We start from the raw sequence: 22,811 nt of genomic DNA, 5'->3' as shown, positions 1-22,811 counted from the left end.
GGAAGAATTAAAAAAGCGCCATGTCCATACGGACAAAGCGCTTTGGTAATTAGTGAGGGGCCATTTTTCCAGGCATTTGCGACTGCATCGGGGCAGTGCCGTAACTATTCTGCATGTACTGCATATCTTGCTGAGGCAGCTGTGGTACTTGGTAGTAGCCATGCTTATTTTGATATAGCGAAATCTCATAAGCCATTTCAATGCAGTTGGGAAGGGAATCGGCAAGCACGCGGCGCACGACCGGATTCGTAGATTCCATGGCAGCATTGGTTTTCATCGTAGCACCCGATTTCACTGCGTTTAACATGCTGAGTGCGATGGTTTCATCGTTGATCTCAGCTGTGGACTGCATCGGTTTTTTCGGTTGGCCTGGCTTCATGCCGTAAATAAAGTCATTGCCCTGCTTCATTTTATAGCTTTGCGTTGGCTTTGATGGATCTTGTCCTGATTTAAAGCACTCTAAGGTGATGTTGTACTCATCTGTCATAAATTGCTTCTGGCGCTGCAGGATATCTCGAAGCTCCGGATCCTGTACATGCCCGCTCAGTATGGTATACGTGTTCATGGTGTTGATTGCCCCTGCCAATACTTCGTGGACATCAAACATTTCATGACCGCCATGGTTCATTTGCGGTGGAATCATGCCTGTTTCCATGTTTTGATGATTTTGTGATTGTTCGAATTCCATTCATGTACCTCCTAAAGTTATTATACGCCCTTCATATTGTGGGTTCTTTTGTCCAGAATATACGGACGATTTGGAGATTTTTATGTGATGAAAGCAATTGGTGATGACTTCTAATCCCAGAACTAATAAAAAAACGCCTTAAAAAGGCGGATACTCGTCAGAATCCTGATCAACCGCGACGGGCTGCGTCAGCCAACGCGTTGAGCCATTGCGCCCGCTACCCTTCAACTTTGGCGGCTATCTTCTTCCATGCGGATTGAATCTTCAGCTTCATCGAATCTGTGCTGTGCAGCATACACTTGATTAAGGTTGGCATCGTTTCGGCACTAACGCCATGCCGCTCGGCAAAAGCAAGGTACAAAAAAGTAAAGAAGCCGCAAGATCACGGCTTCTTTACTTGCGCTATAGCAATCGTCATGCTTGATGCCAAGTTCATCAAAGAACTGGTGGATGCTGTATTCACCATCAGGTTACGCTATGCATCAATTTATCAATCCACGTCAATTCTCCATTAACCTGGGAGATCGAATACTGCAGAACCTCGTCCCGGAATAACTCGTCTCCACCTTCATCCAGTCTTCTCTCGATATCGGACAGCAGCTCTTCCAAGTCCTTCTTTCTCCTATGTAATATTCGAATCCGGTCCTCCTGAGAAATACGCTCGAACAGGGACACTCTTACCATGAATTCGATTTGATGTTTTGCATCTTTTTCGGTGAATTCATTAATGAGGTTTGCGATTTTCCCCCTACCTGCTTCTGTAATTTCATATATATACTGGTTCGGTCTGCCTTCCTGCTCATTTCGATGTTTGCGTACAAACCCCTCATCCGTAAACTTTCGCAATGTCGGATATAACATATTGTGATTGACGTCCATTAAATAACCGAGATCCTTTTGTATTTCTTTTTTTATTTCATAACCGTGTTTTGGGGATTTTTCGATTTGGATCAGAATGAGAAGTTCAAGATACATGATGGCTCAGGCCTTTCGTTAACGGATTTGGCAAAATCGCTGCATCGAAGCAGCACACCTCTAGAGTATATGTTCTACTAAAATCCGACAAGGCAGAATATAAACGGAACTTTGGACATGGGTCATTGGAAACTATGACCAGCTGTGGAATTATGTTAAATTAACATATGGTATATTACACTAGCATTGGAGGGAATGTAATGAATCATGATATCATCTCTTTAGAGGAAATCACGCAATTCCATTCACCGACTGAAGAATTCAATCCTTATGATTGGTACAAGCACAAATTGCAGCATGAGCCCATCGTTTATAACCAGGCAACCCATACATGGAACGTCTTCCGCTACAATGATGTAAAGAGGGTTCTCAAGGATCATGAATATTTCTCTAGTGCAAGAACCCGAACGACGATTAGCGTTGGTGCCGACAATGCCGAAGGCGAGAAGATGAGTAAAATCAACCTTCAATCCGACCCGCCGGAGCACCAAAAAAGTCGAGCATTGATTTCCGCCGCTTTTACCCCTCGCAGTTTAAAACTCTGGGAACCGCGCATTCAGGAGATTGCGGACCAGCTTTTGAACGAAATGGGAGACGCCGATGTCATTGATATCGTTCAAAATTACGCGAGTGCGCTGCCGACCATCGTCATAGCCGATCTGCTCGGCGTCCCTTCGGAAGACCGCTTGTTGTTTAAGGAATGGGTCAACCATTTATTCCTCCCCTTGCCCAAAGACCATTCGGAAGATATACAGGAACTGAAACGTCATGCAGCCAAGGAATATTACAACTATCTCTACCCCCATATCGTGCAAAAAAGAGCAAATCTATCTGACGATATCATCTCCGACCTCATTCAAGCCGAGGTGGATGGAGATCAATTATCGGATGACGAGATTGTCAGAACGACGATGTTCATCCTCGGTGCGGGTATTGAAACGACGACGCATCTGCTAGCCAAACGTTCTATTCCTTCTTATATGATAACAACCAAATTTATGGCGAAATTCGGGACGATCGCGAGCTTCTTCCCAATGCCATAGAGGAAATGCTCCGCTATCGGTTTAACATTGCCAAAATGGACCGGACCGTAAAACAGGATAACAATATACTCGGCGTGGATTTGAAGCAGGGCGACGTTGTCGTCGCATGGATGAGCGCTGCCAATATGGATGAGGAGGTATTCGAGGATCCCTTCACTTTGAACATCCACCGAGCCAATAACAAAAAGCATTTAACTTTTGGTAACGGCGCACACTTCTGCCTGGGAGCCCCACTGGCACGACTTGAAGCAAACATTGCGATCAGCAGATTTATGGATTACTTCCCGCGAATGGAGCCGATGGCCGATTTTAAACTGGAGGATAACCTGAATCCGTCTGCAGCAGGACAAATGTTGACGCAGCTTCCAATCCGCGTTCATCGGTAATGCTGACCTATGTCCTGTACAATCAAAAAAAGCCCTGCACAGCAAGGGCTCATGGTATCAAGAGACCCTGTCTATTTCTAAAGGCACAGGGTCTCTCACTTTTTATGCACTCATTCTTTCACTTTGTTCCTCTTAGATTCATACCAATAACCGGGCCGTCCGTTGTTTAAACGCATGAGCGCTTCGAGAAAGAAATAATCCCCCCATATAACAAAATCGTCCGGCGCGATCCCTCCCCTGACAAAATACGAACCATGCCGCAGAAAACCTTCTTCATCCGGATTACCGTCCGTAAAATAACCGTTAACCATCGAGACCATCGAACGCCGAACGGCATTTATGAAAAGCTCCCTGCGGGGATCATCGCCTGGCAGCTGATCCGCGATTTCCAGAATCCCGCATGCTGCAATGGCAGAGGCAGAGCTGTCCCTCGGCGTCAGCGCCGATGCCGGGACGTCAAAATCCCAATAGACGACATGATCATCCGGAAGGTGGTCGATGTAATAACGCGCCATTCGAATGGCAGCGTCCAAATATTGCGGCTCTTGGAAATAACGGTAAGCCAGCGCGAATCCGTAAATGCCCCAAGCCTGCCCCCGCGACCACGTAGACCCATCCCTGTATCCTTGGTGCGTCCCGCCTCGCACGGAATCGCCAGATTCCAGATCAAAATAAAAAGTATGGTAGGAAGAGCCGTCTCCACGCACCAGGAATTTTAAGCTTTTGTCAGCGTGAATGCGTGCGACATCGGCATATGCAGCATTTCCAGTCTGTTCGGTGGCCCAGCATAACAAGGGCAGATTCATCAGGCAGTCGATGATGATCCTGCCGCCGTTTTGGGGATCATGTTCAGGACCCCATGCCTGGATAAGCTGAAGCGAGGGCCTCCATCGTCTCATGAGCGCATCTGCGGCTTGCAGCGCCGTGTTCTTGGCAGTCTCGTCTCGTTCCACGAACCATTCCGCCAAAGCGGATAATGAATACAAAAAGCCGATATCATGATGCTCCAGCTTTTGGTTTTGCGCTAATCTCTCTTGAAACGAACGCACAGATCGGATAGCTGCCTCACGAAAGCAGGGATCCTTGCCGTACTCGTAACTCAGCCACAGAATGCCAGGCCAAAATCCCTCCGTCCAATCCGTATGATTCACCAGCTGATACTTGCCGCCCCCGTTTCCGACATGCGGAAACCGATGTTCAAACCGGGCGATATTCGCTTTCGTTGTGTGTAAGGTTCGTTCGATGACAGCGTTCCAGTCCATAATGTCCTCCCCATATCCATTTTGTTTCATCTGATCTGGCTCCATACCGATATCGCTACCGTCTATACGTTCGACTATTTCGGTTCGACTTCATCCAGGGTCATGCGGTATTCCAGATCCTTCATGTACGTCCCGTCCGCGTGCAGAAAGGTCATGCCGAAGGCAATATCCCCGCCGGTTCCGCGGACGATCGCGATCAGCCGGTTGAGTCCGCCCTTCAAGACAAGCTCGCGCTCCGGTTCACGCACATGCTCACCGTTCAGGTAAATGGCATACGGCACATTAGCATAAACTCGCAAACGTCCCTTGCGGACTGGCTTAGCTCCTCCTCCAGGTACCTGCACAAAACAGCTCATAAGCCATGGATCATATCCGGTGCAGGCAATCCGCATCATTCCATCCTCGGATTGCCGCTCTTTTTTCTGCATCCAGCCGTATAGTCCTTCACCCAAATTGTTCAACGAAAATTCAGGATCGGTATAGTATGTCTTCATCGCCTCGTAATCGACATGAGACGGGCAAGGCAGTACCATAACCGCTTCCACGGCCCATGTCCCGTCGTCTTTCTCGCTTACCAGCAAGCCATCATCAAAGACGGCACCCTGGTTGGCGAGCAAACGGGTATAGAGTCTTAGTGCCTTCTCATTGTTGGGGTCTAGCAGAAGCTGGGAGCACAGGATGGAGCCTGCCCCCGTCCTCTCTTGGACCAGAAACGCTCCGGAGGAACGGGCTTTCCTGCGGTTCAGTTCGACCAGTGCGAGACGGCTGTATTCGGATGTGTAACCATTGACGAAATAATCTTTCCAAGCGGTTCCCTCCACGCTAACGCACAAGGCGTCCGTTCCCGCAACCTCAAGCCGGTAGGCGGCAAGCAAACGGTTCGAGGTGTCCCGGGGGGACAGAAATACTTTGTCATAGCCGAACAGCTCGACCGGACTGAAGCCGCTTACGGCCTTGTTGGTGTAATCCACCGCTAGATGGTACGCCTCGTGAGGCTCCACTCTCACAGGACGGTCCAACAGGCGGGCAAGATTGCCATGCTGACTGCTGTCCGCCGGCAGGACAAGCACATGTCCGCCTGCTTCGGCATAGCGCCGGGCGGCCTCGGCTGAGCCAGGAGCCGCAAGCAGGCTTGCTTCTGCTACGAGCAAGCCGAATGATTGCGCGAAGAATGCGGGAAGATCGCCCCGGCCATTTTCGTCATGGGTCACACCCTCATTTATCAGCGCAGCTGCATCCAGCACCGTGTAGCGCAGGCACAGCCGGTCGAGGAACGCAGCCGCTTCCCCGCCGGGACGGACCAGCGCCCCCACCAGCCGCACAGTCGCACCGTCAGCGATTTCGTTGCGACCGGTGTAAGCCAGCAGGTTACGCAGCAGCAGACAGGCTTGCGGAACGCGCCCAAGATTAGCCATCAGCTCCAACTGATTGGCCACAAACATGCCGCTTCCGCTCCGGTACTCCAAGAGCGGCGACCATAAATCCCCACCGTCGCCGAAATCGCCAGCGCTGCACTCCAGCAGCAGGGTGAAATCGCCTTGGAGCGGCTTTTCGAATGCGGCGTAAATGATAGGCAGCGGGCCCTCTTCGCGAAGCTCCTCGTGCCAGAACATTAGATCCGAGTCGCTTAAACCCTTAAGCACCGGATGTTGGTAATCGCCGGCATGGGCCCGAAGAAACGGTCTCCGCGACAGCCTGAGCCGGCCGCCTAGCGACAACCCGCACTGCTCCAGCATCAGCAGGCGACCGCCGCGTGCGACGAAGCCTTTTAACTCCGCCTCCAACCCGCCATCCGGGTCCTCTGCCTTACTGCCGATGATAAGCAAATGATCGCATGACAGCAGAGCAAGCCCATCCCGGGCTACCCGCTTGCAGTCGGGAACAAGATTTCGGATCTTGAAGTAATCTGTTTCAGATCCCCAGTAAGCTGTCGGGCGTACAACTTCAACCGGATGGCGAAGGAGGCTTCCCGACACAAGACGGTATTCCTTCCGAAGCTCATGCATAATCCGATCGCCATGGAACAGCACTGCCGTCAGCACTATCATTCCTTCAGTCTCAACGTGGACCGGAGTCCACGACATCGCAATGGTTTTCTGCTCGGCCGGCTCCTGCCGGAATATGAAACTGCGTTCATGAATGATCGTTTCCCCTTGCCTAATCACGCACTCGATCCGAACATCCTGTGCGGACAACGTGTCGTTGAAGACGTCAAAGCTGCGGGTGATGGTTGCGTCGTCGTAGAAACAGTGGTTGTATTCGGCCGCGAACATCGTGACCGGCTTAAACGCCTCCGCCATGGGGGCAAAAGCCGGATTAGGAACATACATCGGATCATCAGGCAGCAGGCCGTTGTTGATCGTAAGCGAATAGGCCGGTATCACCTTGGGCTTCACCCCGGGCAGGCCTGGTTCGGACGGTGGGACAGCGACGTCGTTCTCCGGCATAGCTCTCATGAAATAATGGGCGAAATTGAATGTCGCAATGCCCGAGACGCCTTGCCGCCGCGCATACTCTACGAATAGGCGTTCCTTCTGCGCCAGCCCGACCGTGCTTTCGTCCGTACTGCGATATGCTTGCAGCCCCGCATACATGCTGGCGTTTTGAGGGCATATGTACCACCAGCCACCGTGTTCACCGAAGGTTAATGGGACCGAACGGTCCCATTGAGCGATGGTGCCGTCAATATTGTAATGGCGGCTTTCCACCTCCGTATGGGCATTGGACACCAGTCGGTTGTCTCCTTCGGCGACGATCGGACGAGTGGCGTCCAGTTCCCGGATCGCCTCCATAAGGCCGGGAATATGCACCTTATAGCCGTCCCGGCCGTCCACCCAGCGCATTTCGTTCTGCAGGCTCCACATGATGACGGAAGGATGATTCTTGTCACGCTTAACGAGCCGCTGTACATGCTTGCGGCAGTTGTCCAAGTAATCGGGATGGTCGGCGAGCATGGATTTGCCCGATCCGTATATCGCTGTTTCGTCGATGATCAGCATGCCCTCTTCGTTGGCGATTCGGACATAATCCTCCGGATAAGGCTCAGCATGCAGCCGGATGCTGTTGATTCCGACGGAGCGGCACATCCGGTACCAGTTCCGGATGTACGCTTCCGTCTGCTGCAGTCCCCCTTGAAAATGCCACGAATCGCCGCGCAAACGGATCGGGATGCCATTCAGCATGAATTGCGGACCTTCGCACCAAAATTCACGGAAACCAAACACTTCCTCGTGACGGTCTAGCACCTGCTCACCTTCTACAAGCTCAAGCTCCGCCATATACAAATACGGCGTATCGGGATCCCATAGGATGGCATCGCTCCACTCCAAATTAAAGGAAGCACGGTAGACCGTCTCGCTGGGTATGTTTTCGCACAGTCTAATCTTCATCGCATCCACCGGATCGATGCGCTGTGCCGTCTGCTCTGCCTGTAGGACAGGCACGGACCGCCCTCCATCTCCGAATCGCAGCCCGCCGCCTTCCCCTTTCTCCGCAGAAAATCTCTCCGTTTCGATTCCAAGCCTTTGGCTTCGCAATGACTTCTTTTCATTAGCCGCATACCGGTTGTTGCTACTGCTTATCGAATCTGCATTTTCCCTCGTATCTGACTTTTCTTCCCCTTGCCTTAGCACGCCAATCTCTCGCACGCTCAACCTGACGTGAAGGGGACCGTGATCCCCTCCTATATCCGCCGCCCCAGCGGCGACGTCCAGTTCAAGCCGCCCTCTCCGAACGGAGGTGCGGATGGTTACATCCTCTATAGACAGGACCGGATAGCTTTCCAGGTAAACGTCCTGCCATATTCCCCGGGCAACATTTCCGAACCAGGAGCCCATCAGCCCGGTCACCTTCTCCATGCCGTTTGCCAACGTTACTTTGTCGAAGCTGCCGCATACGACATGGAGATGATGCTCATGTCCATGCTCGGCCCAAGGCGTGATATCGAGACGCAGCGGCAGGTAGCCGTCTTCCCATACGGCGACTTCTTCCCCATCAAGAAAAATGACGGCCTTTTGCATGATGCCGTCCATCCGCAGCACAATCCGCTCCCCGGACATGGTTTCGGGAATATGAAAACTTCTATGCAACACGCCCGCTTCCGCGCCGTCCCATTCTTTCGGATAGCCGTAGAGATCCATCGGGGCATACCCATGCTCGCGAATTTCGCCGAACGATTTGCCGTTGGCCTGTTCGTAGGACGATCTCCAGCTGGAAGGGACTTGGATTTGCTGCCGCTCGTAGACGATTTCATCCGGAAGCCGGCGGCACTGAGGCTGTCCATACAGCGGCATGAAATCCCAGTCCCCGTTCAGGCATAATCGGTTACGCATGGTTTGTTCCCTGCCTTTGGATGAAAGAACGTGCCTCAAGGACAAGCTTCAGCTCTCGCCAAATCTCCTGACCGTCTGGCGCACCCTCCCACTTCATGAAATGCGGCTCCATCACCGCTGCCCAATCGTCCGGACGGAGCGTTGTTTTCAACTTTCCTTCATAAGGGGCTGGCTCAAGTGTGGCCGGGAGCTCTGAGTAAAAAAAGAGCAGATTCTCATGCATGCCGATGATGCCGAATTTATCTCCATCGCCCGGCCGTTCTTCCTGGTACTGGTAATGATAGTACACGTAGCTTGAGACCTCTTCGGGCTTTAGCCGGGCAATCCTTCCATACGGCACACTGTGATCATTCGTCCGTGCCCAATGCTGCTCCGAAACGGGCGCTTGATAATGAAAAATGTCGGCCAGCGACGCCCATCTGCGTCCCGGATCTCCTCCCGGCCAAACGGCCAACCATGCCTCAGCTCGCGGCAGCAAACTTTCCGGAAGCACCTTCTCCCCGAGACATTCATAATAAAGAAACAACCGGCTTCCGTCTGTAAACAAGCTTAATCGGGCCACGCGTTCCCGTTCCATCGCCGTGTGGATCTCTTGTGAAACACTTTCGCCCCGTAACAGTGTAAGGGCATCTTCCTCGATTCCTTCGCCCCTAAATAGACATCGCTGCATGATGAACCTCCCATCGTGAATTTTGATGCTCCTGGAGATCAAAATCCGTATCCGTTTTATTTGCCGATCGTAAAAGACGCTCCCTCCATTTACCGGGAGGAAGCGCCTCATTTCCTTAAGGCACCACCGTGAAACGGATGTTGTCAAACAGCATGTAGTCGAATCCACTCACGTAAAAACCGACTTTGCCGGATGGCCGGTGATTCGGATCGGTGCCGGCAAGCTTCGGCTCGCCGTCCACATAAATGGAGACGTCCCCGTCCTTTACGCTAATCTTGACTGCATATTCCGTTTCCGGCTGCAGGTCTCGATTCGGCAAGACGGACTCGGCGATCTTCTGCCAGGCCGTGTCGTAGAGTATCCAGGCGGATGTCCCATCCACGCGGGTCCGATAGCCGATTCGGGTAGAGCCGCTTGCATCCTGACGATCAAAGACGTACATTGTACCGTCGTCTGGCATGACAGCCGGGGTCTTCAGCGTGAACTCCAGCTCATACGATTCGAAGACCCGGTCCAGCAGGCCTGTTGCCGCGTTCAAAATTTTGTAGCGGCGATTACCGTCCGGATCGTCCGCGATGCTGCGGTTCGGGTCTACCGGCCAGCCGTTGCTGCCCGATTCGAAGTCGGTCTCGTGCATGATGTTCGAAACGGTCACGGCGATATCCGCTTTGATGAGCGGGTTGACCACGGACACGGCTGTGACGGTCGTCTCTCCTTCATAAACGGCACTGACGACCCCCTTGTCGCTCACCTCCGCTACGGCCGGATCGGCGGATTGCCAAGTAACGCCGGTATCCGGGGTATCCGCGGGATCGAACGTCACCTGCAGCTGATGCTGCTCGCCGGCGGCAAGCCGTATTTCGTGCTCGGACGGTATGATGCCGGCCAGCTCCGTGCTCAGTGCCTTGAACCGGATGTCGTCAAACAGCATGTGGCTGACGTTGTTGACGTAGAATCCGACCTTGCCTGCCGCGTTATGGCCGGGATCGGCGGCCTTCAGGCGGAAATGGCCGTCCACGTACACGCTGATATCGCCGCCCTTGACCCGCATCTTGATCTCGTATTCCGTATTCGGCTGCAGGTCGTGTCCTGGGAGTTTCTCTTCATGCAGCACAGTCCAGGCTGCGTTATACAGCAGCCAGGAGGAAGAGCCGTCCGGACGTGTTTTGTAGCCGACGCGGGTCGAGCCGCTGCCCGCCTGGCGATCGAACACGTACAGCGTTGCATTTTCTCCGATCGACTCAGGCGTCTTCAGTTTGAAGGTCAGCTCATAATCGGTGAAGGTTTTGTCGCTGAGAGTGGTAGCGCCGTTCAGTATTTTATACCAGCGGTTGTCGCCTTCTTTTGCGATGCTGCGGTTCGCGTCCTGCGGCCAGCCGTTTGCACCTGACTCGAAATCGGTGAAATCCATGACCCCGTCTCCGGCTTCGACTGTGACGTCCACCATTGCCGTGAGCTGCGGATTCTCCGCCGACGCCACCGTGATGACCGTCTGGCCCACCTCCTGACCCGTGACGATACCGTTATTGTCAACCGTAGCGATGCCGGGATCGGCCGACGTGAAGACCAGCTTCGGATTCTCCGCGTTCCATGGGAGGACCGCCGTGCGCAGCTTTACCGTTTTCCACCGATCCACCGTGATTTCGTTGTCGTAGACCACAACGCTTTGCACCGGGTAGCTGTCCGGGCTGTTGGTGGTACCTGCTTTCCCGTTAATACCGATCTCGTGAAATGGGACATCAGGGAAGCCGGGGATGGCCTGAAATACTTCAGCATCCGGACGCAGCGACAGATCGCCTCCTGCCAAATCGACGAACCCGGGATCCTCGTCGGTTACCCAGTTATCGGCGTACTGGACAAGATTGAATTTGTCGTACGCCCCCTGCTCGTTCGTTGTCGTGCTGCGTGGAAGCGTCGGATTGTAGACAACGTTGCCGTGAAACGTATTCGTATCCGGATAATAACGATTTTCCGTGAAAAAGTTCGCCAGCTCCGGATATTTGGCCAGGTACGGCGTGCCGACGAAGTCGTTGTTGGCCTCGAACAGCGCCTCCCACTTCGGCATGTAATTCAGCGGAACTTGATCGTCCGGCTCATCGCCGAGAAACAAATCCGCGTAGTCATATGGAACCTTGCTGTCCACAAAGATATTGTTGCGGGCCAAAATATGCGCGCCCCCGTTGTTTTTGATTGCTGAATTCCCCATACGATAGAAGATATTCTCATCGATCTGAAGCCCCATCGTGAAATTATCAGGATAGACCCCTTCAACGCCGGGTTTACTTTCTCCGATGTTGTGGAAGTAATTGCGACGGATAATGGTGCCGCGCTGCTGGGGCGTTTCGCCCGCATTCATGTAGATGGCGCCGAGATCCGAGAAGGTTTTGCATACGTCGTAAATATCGTTGTATTCCACGAGATGATCGTTGCCGAAGATCAGCACGCCGGGATGGGGAGCATCGTGCAGCTCGTTATGCGACATGCGGTTACCCACCCCGGACAAGAGAACGCCGGGATTGTAGGCCTTATGATAATAAGCAAAATCATGAATGTGAGAGTTCTCCACCGCATTGTTGCCCGGCGCGAGCGTTGTCTTGTCGCCTCCGGTAAGCGTGACGGCGGTACCCCCGATATGGTGGATGTGTGTAAATTCGATCTTATGGTCCGTTCCCGGAACTCCGGTAAAATCGTTGTAATGGAACCGGCTCTGAGTGTTGACCAGCACGCCGCTATTGGTGAAATTGCGGATTTCGCTATTTAGGACACGCATATGGCTGCCGCCCATAAAGACGACCGCCGAATCACGCCCGTTCTCCAGGATCAGCTCCGAGAATTCGTTATAAGATGCGTCCAACGCATTGATCATCGGCGTTTTCAGCATCGTCACTTCAATGGATGGATTCGTGGTCATGAATTCGGCATTCGGCAGAAAATAGAGCTTTCCGGCCTGGCGGTCGATGTAATACTCGCCGGGCATATCGATCTCCTCCAGCAGGTTTTGAGCGAAATGGAAATCCGGGTACCAGTTCTTGAAAATGCCGCTCATTTCTCCATACCGGAGCGTAATGCTCTTGGCCTGGGTGTCGATGGAAGCGATCTTGTTGTAGGACCATTCCCAGCTGTAGCCGAAAATGCCATCCAGCCAGATGTCGTCCGCCTGCGTCCAGTATTGCGGTCTGTCATACGTATAGGTAAAGGTCCCGCCTCTCGTATGAACCTCCCCGTTCGGATCTTTCCGCGTCGGTCCCGGATCGAGGATTTCGTCCATTTGAACGGTTCCCTCGTTCGGCCAGCGAGCCAGCGTCATGCCTTCCCCGCCCACGTACAACTCCATCGGCGGTACCTTGCTCAAATCGTTGGCCAGATAATAACCATGCCGGCTCATTTCGCCGTAATCGGTAATGCCGAGGGCAGCCAGATCGGCTACCAGCACTTCGTTTCGTGCCTCTTCGCTGATAATGCGGTTCAGTACGGCAGAATCGGTTACCGGAACGAATGCGGATTTCTCCAACTTCTTAGAACCGGACAAGATAACCGTTTCACCTGGATAGGCCGTATAGGTGACCGGCTTACCCGCTTCCCCCGAATCCTGCAAACCCAGCTCGAAGCTGGTTGCCCGCTCATACCGGCCTTCCCGAAGATAGACCGTGACGCCGCCCCGTGGCAGTCCCTTCTTCGCTTTCAACGCCCGAATGGCGTCACGCGCTTTTTCCAATGTTCGAAACGGTTTGTTGATCGTCCCTTTGTTCGAGTCATTTCCGTCTAAGGCCACGTAAAAAGCCGTCCCGTGCGGATTTCCATAAGCCGACGCCGTCTCGGCGGCCGGCAGAAATGGATACAGCGCGAACAACAGGCTTGCCGCCAGCGCCGTAAGCACAAGCTTCTTCATAAATCGCTCCCCTTCCTCCAGCGTGGAATCCGGTCAGCTTTGCCTACGCACTGCGCAGTGTCGTCAAAGCCCACCCAGGCAGCAGGTTTCTCCCGTTTAGTCTCCATCCGTCTACAAGCCTACGGGCCGATTATTTTAAGCCCTTCTCTTTTAGGAATTGCTCGAACTGACGCGTCACCTCCTCGACGTATTTATCTTCGCCAGCCTCCTTCAGCTTGCCGTAAAGAACCGGCCAGGTTTCCTCAAAATCAAGCGTTCCGGTCACGAGTCCGCGTTTGTACTCGCCCCATACGGCGTTCAGGTTGGCGATTTCCGTGCTGACTGGCTCGGAATTGAACTTGAATGCACCGATCGGATTGATTTCGGAGCTCGTGTTGATTTTTTTCGTTTCCTCCCAGATATTTTCCGGTTGCCCTTCCTTCAGGTAGGAATTGAATACGCTGCCGAACACCCAATCCATGTTCGGACGATACCTGGAATCCGGCATCGCTTTGATATAATCGCCGCTCAGTTTCTCGTAATGCACTCCCTCTAAACCGTTGATCAACAAATTGTAGAGCTCCTTGTCGGTGTTGATCAGATTGAGCAGCATCAGGGCCCGTTCCGGATTCGGGGAAGTTCGGCTGATCGACTGGTTGGTTGTTGCTGAATAGCCGTTGGAGAACCAATCGCTGAGCGGAATGATGATGACATCGTTTCCGCCGTTCTTCGGCTTGACCTCCGCCTCGACCCCCGGCTTCAGCGTGACGTCGAACTCGACCGCGATCTGGCCTTTGGATTGGTAGTCGGTCATTTTTTCCGTAGCCGCGTCCTTGTGGATGTACCCGGCTTTATACCATTTGCTGGCCAGTCTGAAATTGTCCAGCTCCTCTTCGGGATAGCGATGAAGCGTATAGGACGGGTCATCGGTCTTGATGTAGAAATGATCGTCAAGCCCCGGAACGACCCAGTATTGATCGTCATGCGCCTGCGGGTTGACGAACGAGCCGCCGAACAGTCCGATCGGGATGATGCCCGGCTCGTTCTGCTTGATTTGCTCAAGGAACGGCTCGATATCCGCTATCGTTTTGATCGTGGTAGGGTCCAAGCCGTATTTGTCGGCAAACCGCTTCTGCACGATGAAGCCGTATCTCGAACCATTGATCTGCTGGTTCGGAATGCCGTAAATTTCCCCGTCCACCGAGAGACCATCCCACATCACCTGAGGGACATCCGCCTTCAACTGAGGCGCGTACTCATCCAAGAGCCCGTTCAGCGGTTGAATCGCTCCCTTCCGTACCAGCTCTTCCGGTTTCAGCATATAACCGGTCCAGAGAATGTCGAATTTCTCGCCTGCCGCCAGTACGGTATTCATCTTCTGCACGTAATCCCCGATCGCAACCGGCATCAGCTTTACGGTGGCGTTCAACTTCTCTTTCACGATTTTGTTGATTTCCACTTCGACCTTCTTCTGGTCGGGCTGCAGCTGCAGCAGCGGGTAATACCAAGTCAACTCGACGGGATCAAGCTTGCTCGATCCGCCTGTATCCGGTGACGCCCCTTGCGTGTCCGGCGTTCCGCTATTCGTCTCGCCGTTTCCGCCGCTGCCCCCGCAGCCGGCAAGAGTGGACATCGCGATCAAGACGATCGCCAAAAGTCCTAGCAGTCTTTTTTTCATAACATGACCTCCTGAGTGTTTAATTGGTTGTTGTATGTTAACCCTTGAGGGAGCCAACCGTAAGCCCTTTCACGAAAAACCGCTGGAAAAACGGAAAGATGATCAGCATCGGCCCACCCGCAAGCACCGCGATTGCCATTCTTGCCGAATTGTTTGGAAAACTGGATAAATCAACACCCAGCTGCTGCGCAAATTCCGAATTGGAAGTAATGAACTCAATGCTGCCAAGCGTCCGCACGAGCAGCAGCTGCAGGGGCACCTTGTTCGGATCGTCGATGTACAGCATGGCATTGAACCATTCGTTCCAATACGTAAACGAGATTAGCAAGCCAAGCGTAGCCAAAGCCGGTGTAGACAGTGGTAATATGATCCTGAAAAATATCCGCAGCTCCCTCGCCCCGTCGATTTTGGCGGATTCCACGATTTCGAGCGGAATTTTGGACATGAATCCTTTCATGACCATAATGTTGAATGGCGAGAGCAGCACCGGCAGGATGAGTGCCAGTAAGCTGTCTTTCAAATGCAGGTACTGCGTGATGAGGATATAGGAAGGAACGAGTCCTCCGCTGAACAGCATCGTGAAAAATACGTAGAATGTTGTTGCCCGGTTGTAGCGGTAATCCGGCCTTGAGATGACGTACGCGGTCATCGCGGTGAGCAGCAATCCTGCCAGCGCTCCGATGACGGTCACCGTAATCGTAACCCCGTAAGCCCGCAGCAGAATGTCGGGAGCATCCAGAAGGTAGCGATACGCCTCCAGACTGAATGATTCGGGCAGAAACTGATACCCGTTGCGGGTGAGCGAAGCTTCGTCCGTCAGCGACACGGCGACGACGAGCAGAAACGGCAGGACGACCGCCAGCGAGAGCAGGATGAACAGCAGATGGATCAACAGTTTCGGCAGTTCGAACTTCTTAGGCATCGGATGTCCTCCTTCTTACCATAGGGAATGCTCGGGATTGATTTTGCGCACGACCCCGTTCGCCACCAGCACCAGGACGAAGCCGACAACCGACTGGTAAAAGCCCGTAGCCGCCGACATGCTAACGTTGCCGATCTCACGGAGTGCACGGTATACGTACGTATCGATAATATCCGTGGAGCCGTACAGAAAGCCGGAGTTGTTCGGAATGAAATAATGCAGTCCGAAATCGCCGCGGAACATGTTGCCGATGGACAAAATCAGCAGAATAATGACCAGCGGAGCCAGCAGCGGAACGGTAATTTTCATCGCCATCTGCCATTTCGTCGCTCCGTCGATCCGTGCTGCCTCGTAATACTCGCTGTTAATGCCGAGTATGCCAGCAAAATAGATAAGTGTATTGAATCCGACCGCCTTCCATAAATGAACAAGAATGAGGATGGCTGGCCATGCCTCGGCCGTCTGGTACCAACTGACCGGCTCCATCCCGAACATCTGTAAGGTGCGGTTGATGAACCCGTCGGAATGGTTCAGGAAGGCATAGGCGACGTATCCGACCAACACCCAAGATAAAAAATGGGGCAAGAACAGCGCAGTCTGATAAAATTTGCTCCATTTCGCCCTGAGTTCGTTCATTAGGATCGCCAGTAGCAGCGCTGCAGCGGTGGTAGCTACAATGTAAGCGGCATTGTACAGCACCGTATTGCGCGTGATCCGCCAAGCCGTATCGGTCGAGAACAAGTAACGGAAGTTTTCCAGTCCAACCCATTCGCTGCCGAATATACCAAGATCGTAGCGGTAATGCTTGAAGGCAATGATCAATCCCACTAACGGGATATAGGCAAAAATCAGCTTGTACAGAATCCCGGGTAGCGATAGCAGAAACAGCTCCCGGTTGTTACGAAAATGGCGAAGCTCTCTGCGAAGCGCCGATTTTTTTTGGCGTGCGCCGGCAGGTCCAGGATTCGGTCCCAATTCGGGTCCCGAACGGTTAGCCGAGTCTGCATCAATAGAACCCGATAGTGTTACCTTCTTCAACATAGCGAAAGCCCCTTCCTTTTCTTATGCACTCCTCGCCTGCATCCCAGGCTTTGCATGATTAACGATAGCTCAAACTCGGGGCTCTGCGTTACTGTACAATTTCAGGATTGCTGTACGGCCGGGCTGTAAGGATTTCGGAATGCTGTACAGCCGGCTGTATAGAAGCAGGATTACTGTACCTGGGTCAATCGGAACCAGCGCAACTCAAAAAAGCCACCGAATCACCACTTCATAACCGCGGCATGCCAAAGACCCGCACACGGTAAATTTCATCTGCGGGTCTTATGAAACATTTCTAATTTTAAGTACTGCGGTCGATGGCTGATTTCAGACGGTACTCTTTCGGCGTCGTTCCGTAGCGACGCTTGAACAGCCGATAGAAATAGCTTTCATTGCTGAAGCCCACCTTCTCCATGATTTCGGCTACGGTCAGTTGCTGCTGCTCCAGATACTGCTGGGCACGGGCAAGCCGAGTCGTGTTGATCTGGTCGACTACCGTCGTACCTTCCTGCGCCTTGAACACTTGCCCCAAATAGACGGAGCTCATCTTCAGCATATCGGCGATCTTCTGTACGTTGAGGTCCGGATCAGCATAATGCTTGTCGATCATTTCCTTGACGGTATCCGCAAGCAGCCGGTTTTTATCCTCGCGTCCGCGCCTTCGCTGCTCGAACACCTCTCGCACGACGTCCAGGAGCACGCACTCGATCTCGTCCAGCGTCTCTTTTTCGAGAATGCGGCGATTGATCGCCTGCAGATTGACCGAAACCGGGTTCAGGTTGTTATTATTCATTTCACCGAGCGTATGGCTCAGCGTCATGGTCAGATGTAGCAGCGCCGAAAACATGCCGTCAAAGCTAAACTCGCCAAGCAGCTCCCTCCAGCTCCGAATGGCTTGCTCCGTCTCTTCCGGATTTCCGCCCTTTAATCCCTCCGTCAGCCGGCGTTCCAGTTCCTTCGGAATGGTAAGCGATTCGTTCCGCTCGTTCCTGCGGATCAATTCCGGCTGGATCACGGCGCCCTTACCGAATATCATGCGATAGTTGGAATGGCGCAGCGCCAGATTGTAATGTTTCGTAAGCTGGCGATAATCCTCGAACGTATCGCTTAGCGTTACGGTAAAGGTGATCCGATAGAAACGATAAATGGTTTGCTGAAGTTCGCCAAAGCGTTCGTTCAAGGATTCGAGGTAACCGGAATCGCCTGCGGCAACAAAAACGAGATGGCCGCTCTTCATATCCGCCGCTTCGCAGGAGCCGCCAAGCCGCAGCAGTTCCTGGCCGATATTCGCGACGGCGAAGGAATAGAGCTCTTCCGCCCGGGAAACCGGCTGCAGGACCTGACTTTGCAGATCGTCGAGCTGTACAAGCGCAAGTCGAAGCGGTGACGGATGCGCGATATTGATATCGTACTGCTCCTTCATCCGCATAAACGCATCTTCGTCCATGCTGTCGCTTGTGCCGATCAGGCTCCGCAAATGATACAACTTGGCGATATTCCATTGCGTGACACGCTCCTGTTCCAATCCTCTGAGCTTGCCGATCATTTCCGTTACATTCTCCGTGATGAGCGACAACTCATCCTTGGCTTTGGCATCCTCCCGCCCGTCATAAGGCACCAGCATAAGCAAACGGCCCACCGGTTTATACAGCCGGAGCGAGATCAGTACGGACAGCAGCAAAGCCAGCGTCGCAACGGATAGTGTCACGGCCATTTCCGTCCATCGCATCTGGCGGACGCTGCCCAGCACGTCGTCATAGTCTTGAAGGCTGATGATCTGCCAGTCGTTTAAGCCTTTGTTCAAATAGGTTACCTTATAATCCTTCTCTCCTTGTTTATGGATGAAAGAGTCCGGTGCATTGTCCGTCGAGCCCATTCGTCCCAGTAAATCCTTCTTGATGTCAAGCCCGGGCGGCAGCTTGCGCTCGCCTGCCATTAGCACCTGTCCATCGCCGTCGGTGACGAACAGGACGTCGTTTTCCCGTTCGGCCACTCGATTAAGCGCTTTCACATTGTCGAGCATCCAGCCTGGCTTCACTGTCAAAATGAGGGCGTTCCGGTTAACGGAACCGAGGGTCGGCCCGTCATAAATGAAAAAAGCGAATACGTCGATGCCCTCATTCTCCCCGTCAAGATCGAGCGGAATGAGCTGCAGCTTCGGCAGATCGGCTCGGGAAGCCATATAATCTTCAAGCGCGCCGTACAGGGCGCGCGTGTCCATATCATGGCTCAGCGACGAGAAAAAACGGTTCTGCTTGCCGTTGTAAAAAACGGCGGCGTGCAAGTACGGCGAAGCGGCTACCGTCCGGTTCAAACGTTCGATTTTCAGAATGCTCTGCTTATAATCCGCCCCGGACTTCAGCGCGATCAGCTCTTCGTCATTGTACAACGACACCGCCAAATCCTTCACGATCCCGTTCATGTTCTCGATATTGTAGTTGATTTGGGTGAGCAGCTTGCGATCGGCTTCGTGTTGGAGGCTCAGGACTTTATCACGGGCAGCGGCGTTCAGGAAGAGGGAGGCGATGGCGAGCATGGCGACGACGAGCATAAAGCTCAGGATAATCCGCTGCAAATATTTGCGAGAGCGGAGGGTTTGCAGCAACTTCATGGGACCACTCTCCTGCAAGGTTAGGTGGCTTTACTATAATCCTGCGGGTTTTTCGTTGTCAATCGGCATTTTCGAAAAAATAGCCGTCCCTTCCCCCGCTTCTTCCTTCATCTGCCGCAGCATCTGCCGATACGCGCCGGGCGTCATGCCAAGCTTGGCGGTAAACAAGCGCGTCATGTAATTCGAATCGCGGATTCCCACCCTTTCAGCGATCTCCGAAATGCCAAGCACCGTGCCGCCGAGGAGTTTTTTGGCTTCCTCCAAGCGCAGATGAAGTACGTACTGGAGCGGCGTTTTGCCGATATGCTTCTTCATGCATCTGGCGATATAACTCGCCTGGAAATGCAGCTTCTCCTCCAATGCAGCCCGTTCAAACGGCTCCCTCCAGTGTTCGTTTAAATAAGCGGCGGCGGCTTGTGCCAGTCGGATGGAAGGCTCCGGTTCGGTCATCCGTGCGCAGTCAGCCTGCAGTGCGGCGAACAGCTCGGCCAGCAATAAATGGAGCTTGAGCGCATTCTCCCCGTTCAGCCGGTTGTGGATATCATTCAACCCGCGCAGCATCGGCTCTACGGTCTGCACCTCGACGGAGGCGAACTTCGGCAGGTACATGCGCTGCTGCGTGGACGGTTCGACATCCTCGACCGTGCCTTTGGACAGCAGGGCCGACCAAGGAATATCCTCCTGCGAGATGTATGAAGCTGGATGTCCATGGATGAAATGCACCCAATAAATCTCCGTATGCTCCAAGCAGGCACGATGCCCGAAATGCCGCAGTCCCGCTTCCAGCACGAGCAGCTTTCCGGCACAGACCTCATATTCGGTCTGTTCTTCCGTCATATAAAGCGTTCCCTTAGTTACCAGCAGCAGGTCGTAGACGCCGAAGGTGCGGGCGAAATGCTGGTCTCCGGGCTTCCAGACGGCATGTCCCGCCGTTACGAATTGCGGCAGCGGCGGAATGGCGAATTCTAAGCACAGCACAGCGGTTCTCTCCTTTTCGCAAGTCCATTTTGTGCTAATCAAAGTCTATATTATCACTGGTTACCCGCGTATTAAAGAGGTACATTGAACAAAAGAAACCGTTCTCATCAGGCGGCAAAGGAGGCTGTTCACACATGCGATTTCGTCAGGTTCATCTCGACTTTCACACATCCGAGGCCATTCCGGGAATCGGAAGCCAGTTTTCAAAAAAACAGTTTCAGAACATGCTGCGTGCCGGGCATGTCGACTCCATTACCGTTTTCTCTAAATGTCATCACGGCTGGGCTTACCACCCGAGCGAAGCCAATGAAACACACCCGCATCTTTCGTTCGATCTGCTAGGCGAAATGATTGCAGCCGCCCACGAAATCGGCGTCAAAACGCCTGTGTACTTGTCCGCCGGCCTTGACGAGAAGCTGGCGCGTCGCCATCCCGAATGGCTGATTCGAGATGCGGAAGATCGTACGCGATGGGCCAAAGATTTCATGACGCCCGGGTACCATGAGTTTTGCTTCAACACGCCTTACCTGGACCTCTTGCTGGCTCAAATCCGCGAGGTTGTTTCCCGCTATGATGCGGACGGCATTTTCCTTGATATCGTCGGAATCCGAAAATGTCATTGCCAGCATTGCGTGGCAGCGCTGCGATCAGCCGGCCAAGATCCTCGGGATGCAGCGGCCATTGCCGCCTTGGGCGAGGCGACCTACCTGAACTATGCCCGCCGCGTACGGGAAACGGTGGACGAGATCAAGCCCGGTCTGCCGGTCTTTCATAACAGCGGGCATCAACGTCGCGGCCGTCGCGACCTCGCCCATGTCAACAGCCATTTGGAACTGGAATCCCTGCCAACCGGGGGCTGGGGTTACGATCACTTTCCGCTCTCGGCGCGCTACGCGCAGACGCTGGGCATGGATTTTCTGGGCATGACGGGCAAATTCCACACCTCTTGGGGCGAATTCGGCGGGTACAAGCATCCGAACGCGCTGCGATTCGAAACGGCGCTCAGCCTCGCGCACGGCGCCAAGTGCTCGATCGGCGACCAGCTTCACCCATCAGGTCTGATGGATGAAGCGACCTACGCCTTGATCGGCACCGCCTACGCGGAGGTGGAAGCAAAGGAGCCATGGTGCAGCGAGACGACATCCGTGGCGGACATTGCCGTCTTGTCCCTGGAGGCTGCTTGGGAGGCTTGTCCGGAAGCGCGGAAATCAGAAGACCGGAACAATCTGGCGGATGCCGGAGCGGTGCGCATCCTGACCGAAGGGCATTACTTGTACGACATCGTGGATGCCGATGCGGATTTCGGTCGTTACAAGGTGCTGATATTGCCGGACGAGGTGCCGGTATGGCCGGCATTGGGAGAGGCCATCCGCGCATTTACCGCAAGCGGCGGCAAGGTTCTGGCCACGGGTCGCTCGGGTTTGGATCCAGACGGCAGCGCCTTTGCGCTTGATCTTGGACTGAACTGGAGAGGCGCCAGCCCTTACCGTCCGTCGTATTTCCGTCCGGACTTTACTCCAGGCTCCCTTCTGCCTGCTTCGTTTGTCATGTATGGCGAGGGACAGCAGGTGGAATTGAACGGCGGCCGAGCGCTTGGCAGCCGGGAGAATCCATACTTTAACCGGGACGTGTTCACGTTCTGCTCGCATCAGCACACGCCAAGCGCCGGAGAAGACGTCGGCCCGGGTATGATTGAAAGCACAGGCGGAATCTACATCGCTTGGAATGTGTTCGGCGACTATGCAGATAACGGCCACCTCATTCTGAAAGAGATGGTGTTGCACGCGCTCGCCCGGCTCCTGCCACAGCCTTCCCTGCGCTGCGATTTGCCTGCACGGGGCATCGCGACGCTGCAGTATCAGCAGATAGAGAATCGTTATATTAATCACCTCCTGTATGCTTCTCCTGTCCTGAAGGGTCGCGTGGAGGTCATCGAGGACATCGTTCCGTTTCAGAATATATCCGTCGACTTGCGTCTCCCATCTGCCGCTTCGATCAAGCGGGTCTATCTGGCCCCTTCGATGGAGGATCTTCCGTATCAGATTCGTAACCAAGGCGAAATCAGCTATACGGTTCCTTATTTGGATAATCACCAGATGGTTGTGCTGGAGTTGGCGTAGATATTCTGCTTGCTACATCGGAGCGATGGCAAACTAACTCTGCATTGAGAAATAGCCGCATTCCTTGGACTGCGGCATTTTCATATTTTATCATTTAGAGCTCGGTTCGCATGTGCTCTTTTTTTACGATTCTGGATAAACCTATTGAATTGGCTTATGAAGTTAAAAGAAAAAAAGCCGCGATTACGCGACTTTGTTGATCGATATCATTCCTTCTGCTTTTTAATGGATCGAAATA

General features: G+C 53.4%; 13 protein-coding genes and 1 pseudogene. 2 read left to right on the top strand and 12 right to left on the bottom strand.

Annotation, left to right across the window (positions count from 1 at the left end; genetic code table 11):
- Positions 1–49 precede the first annotated feature (49 nt).
- The 3 genes from NYE54_RS15790 to NYE54_RS15780 form a co-directional block, all read right to left on the bottom strand.
- Positions 50–688 (bottom strand): spore coat protein, encoded by a 639-nt coding sequence (locus tag NYE54_RS15790; RefSeq protein WP_339273072.1) that lies wholly within the window; start codon positions 686–688, stop codon positions 50–52.
- Between the two features lie 217 nt (positions 689–905).
- Positions 906–1,004 carry a hypothetical protein gene (locus NYE54_RS15785; protein WP_339273506.1) on the bottom strand — a complete coding sequence of 33 codons (99 nt, stop codon included), beginning with the start codon at positions 1,002–1,004 and terminating at the stop codon, positions 906–908.
- A 149-nt stretch (positions 1,005–1,153) separates the two neighbouring features.
- Positions 1,154–1,663, bottom strand: coding sequence for a PadR family transcriptional regulator (locus NYE54_RS15780; protein ID WP_339273071.1), 510 nt, complete (start codon positions 1,661–1,663; stop codon positions 1,154–1,156).
- A gap of 200 nt (positions 1,664–1,863) precedes the next feature.
- Between NYE54_RS15780 and NYE54_RS15775 the strand changes: the two are divergent.
- Positions 1,864–3,092: pseudogene (locus NYE54_RS15775) on the top strand (cytochrome P450).
- 110 nt (positions 3,093–3,202) lie between these two features.
- Here the strand turns inward: NYE54_RS15775 and NYE54_RS15770 are convergent.
- The 9 genes from NYE54_RS15770 to NYE54_RS15730 all read right to left on the bottom strand — a co-directional run bounded on the left by NYE54_RS15770 (position 3,203) and on the right by NYE54_RS15730 (position 20,453).
- Positions 3,203–4,354: a glycoside hydrolase family 88 protein gene (locus tag NYE54_RS15770; protein ID WP_339273505.1), complete on the bottom strand. Its 1,152-nt coding sequence runs from the start codon at positions 4,352–4,354 to the stop codon at positions 3,203–3,205.
- Positions 4,355–4,428: 74 nt separating this feature from the next.
- Entirely contained in the window at positions 4,429–8,685 is a 4,257-nt protein-coding gene (locus NYE54_RS15765) for a glycoside hydrolase family 2 TIM barrel-domain containing protein (protein WP_339273070.1), read from the bottom strand.
- Positions 8,678–9,355, bottom strand: a complete 678-nt coding sequence (locus tag NYE54_RS15760; protein WP_339273068.1) for a hypothetical protein — start codon at positions 9,353–9,355, stop codon at positions 8,678–8,680. Before NYE54_RS15760 ends, NYE54_RS15765 begins: the two co-directional genes overlap by 8 nt.
- A 115-nt stretch (positions 9,356–9,470) precedes the next feature.
- Positions 9,471–13,244, bottom strand: coding sequence for an Ig-like domain-containing protein (locus tag NYE54_RS15755; protein ID WP_339273066.1), 3,774 nt, complete (start codon positions 13,242–13,244; stop codon positions 9,471–9,473).
- 130 nt (positions 13,245–13,374) lie between these two features.
- Positions 13,375–14,901 carry an ABC transporter substrate-binding protein gene (locus NYE54_RS15750; RefSeq protein WP_339273064.1) on the bottom strand — a complete coding sequence of 509 codons (1,527 nt, stop codon included), beginning with the start codon at positions 14,899–14,901 and terminating at the stop codon, positions 13,375–13,377.
- Between the two features lie 37 nt (positions 14,902–14,938).
- Entirely contained in the window at positions 14,939–15,823 is an 885-nt protein-coding gene (locus NYE54_RS15745; protein WP_339273062.1) for a carbohydrate ABC transporter permease, read from the bottom strand.
- Between the two features lie 15 nt (positions 15,824–15,838).
- A complete protein-coding gene (locus NYE54_RS15740; protein ID WP_339273060.1) occupies positions 15,839–16,864 on the bottom strand; it encodes an ABC transporter permease subunit in 1,026 nt (341 codons plus the stop codon).
- A 301-nt stretch (positions 16,865–17,165) separates the two neighbouring features.
- Positions 17,166–19,475 carry an AraC family transcriptional regulator gene (locus tag NYE54_RS15735; protein ID WP_339273059.1) on the bottom strand — a complete coding sequence of 770 codons (2,310 nt, stop codon included), beginning with the start codon at positions 19,473–19,475 and terminating at the stop codon, positions 17,166–17,168.
- Between the two features lie 33 nt (positions 19,476–19,508).
- Complete coding sequence (locus tag NYE54_RS15730; protein ID WP_339273058.1) at positions 19,509–20,453, bottom strand: AraC family transcriptional regulator; 945 nt, start codon at positions 20,451–20,453, stop codon at positions 19,509–19,511.
- 134 nt (positions 20,454–20,587) lie between these two features.
- Here NYE54_RS15730 and NYE54_RS15725 point away from each other — a divergent pair, with 134 nt between their 5' ends.
- Positions 20,588–22,573 carry an alpha-amylase family protein gene (locus tag NYE54_RS15725; RefSeq protein ID WP_339273057.1) on the top strand — a complete coding sequence of 662 codons (1,986 nt, stop codon included), beginning with the start codon at positions 20,588–20,590 and terminating at the stop codon, positions 22,571–22,573.
- Positions 22,574–22,811: the final 238 nt, after the last annotated feature.

It is taken from the genome of Paenibacillus sp. FSL K6-1330, from assembly GCF_037976825.1.
Classification (GTDB): Bacteria; Bacillota; Bacilli; order Paenibacillales; family Paenibacillaceae; genus Paenibacillus_AQ.
Note: the sequence above shows the minus strand (reverse complement) of the source record. Positions and strands in the feature narration are given on the sequence as shown.

Excerpts from the sequence above, each read along its gene's own strand:
- NYE54_RS15740 (WP_339273060.1), bottom strand. The coding sequence starts at position 16,864 with ATGTTGAAGAAGGTAACACTATCGGGTTCTATTGATGCAGACTCGGCT.
- NYE54_RS15765 (WP_339273070.1), bottom strand. The coding sequence starts at position 8,685 with ATGCGTAACCGATTATGCCTGAACGGGGACTGGGATTTCATGCCGCTG.
- NYE54_RS15745 (WP_339273062.1), bottom strand. The coding sequence starts at position 15,823 with ATGCCTAAGAAGTTCGAACTGCCGAAACTGTTGATCCATCTGCTGTTC.
- NYE54_RS15750 (WP_339273064.1), bottom strand. The coding sequence starts at position 14,901 with ATGAAAAAAAGACTGCTAGGACTTTTGGCGATCGTCTTGATCGCGATG.
- NYE54_RS15770 (WP_339273505.1), bottom strand. The coding sequence starts at position 4,354 with ATGGACTGGAACGCTGTCATCGAACGAACCTTACACACAACGAAAGCG.
- NYE54_RS15790 (WP_339273072.1), bottom strand. The coding sequence starts at position 688 with ATGGAATTCGAACAATCACAAAATCATCAAAACATGGAAACAGGCATG.
- NYE54_RS15725 (WP_339273057.1), top strand. The coding sequence starts at position 20,588 with ATGCGATTTCGTCAGGTTCATCTCGACTTTCACACATCCGAGGCCATT.
- NYE54_RS15760 (WP_339273068.1), bottom strand. The coding sequence starts at position 9,355 with ATGCAGCGATGTCTATTTAGGGGCGAAGGAATCGAGGAAGATGCCCTT.
- NYE54_RS15780 (WP_339273071.1), bottom strand. The coding sequence starts at position 1,663 with ATGTATCTTGAACTTCTCATTCTGATCCAAATCGAAAAATCCCCAAAA.
- NYE54_RS15755 (WP_339273066.1), bottom strand. The coding sequence starts at position 13,244 with ATGAAGAAGCTTGTGCTTACGGCGCTGGCGGCAAGCCTGTTGTTCGCG.
- NYE54_RS15785 (WP_339273506.1), bottom strand. The coding sequence starts at position 1,004 with ATGCCAACCTTAATCAAGTGTATGCTGCACAGCACAGATTCGATGAAG.
- NYE54_RS15735 (WP_339273059.1), bottom strand. The coding sequence starts at position 19,475 with ATGAAGTTGCTGCAAACCCTCCGCTCTCGCAAATATTTGCAGCGGATT.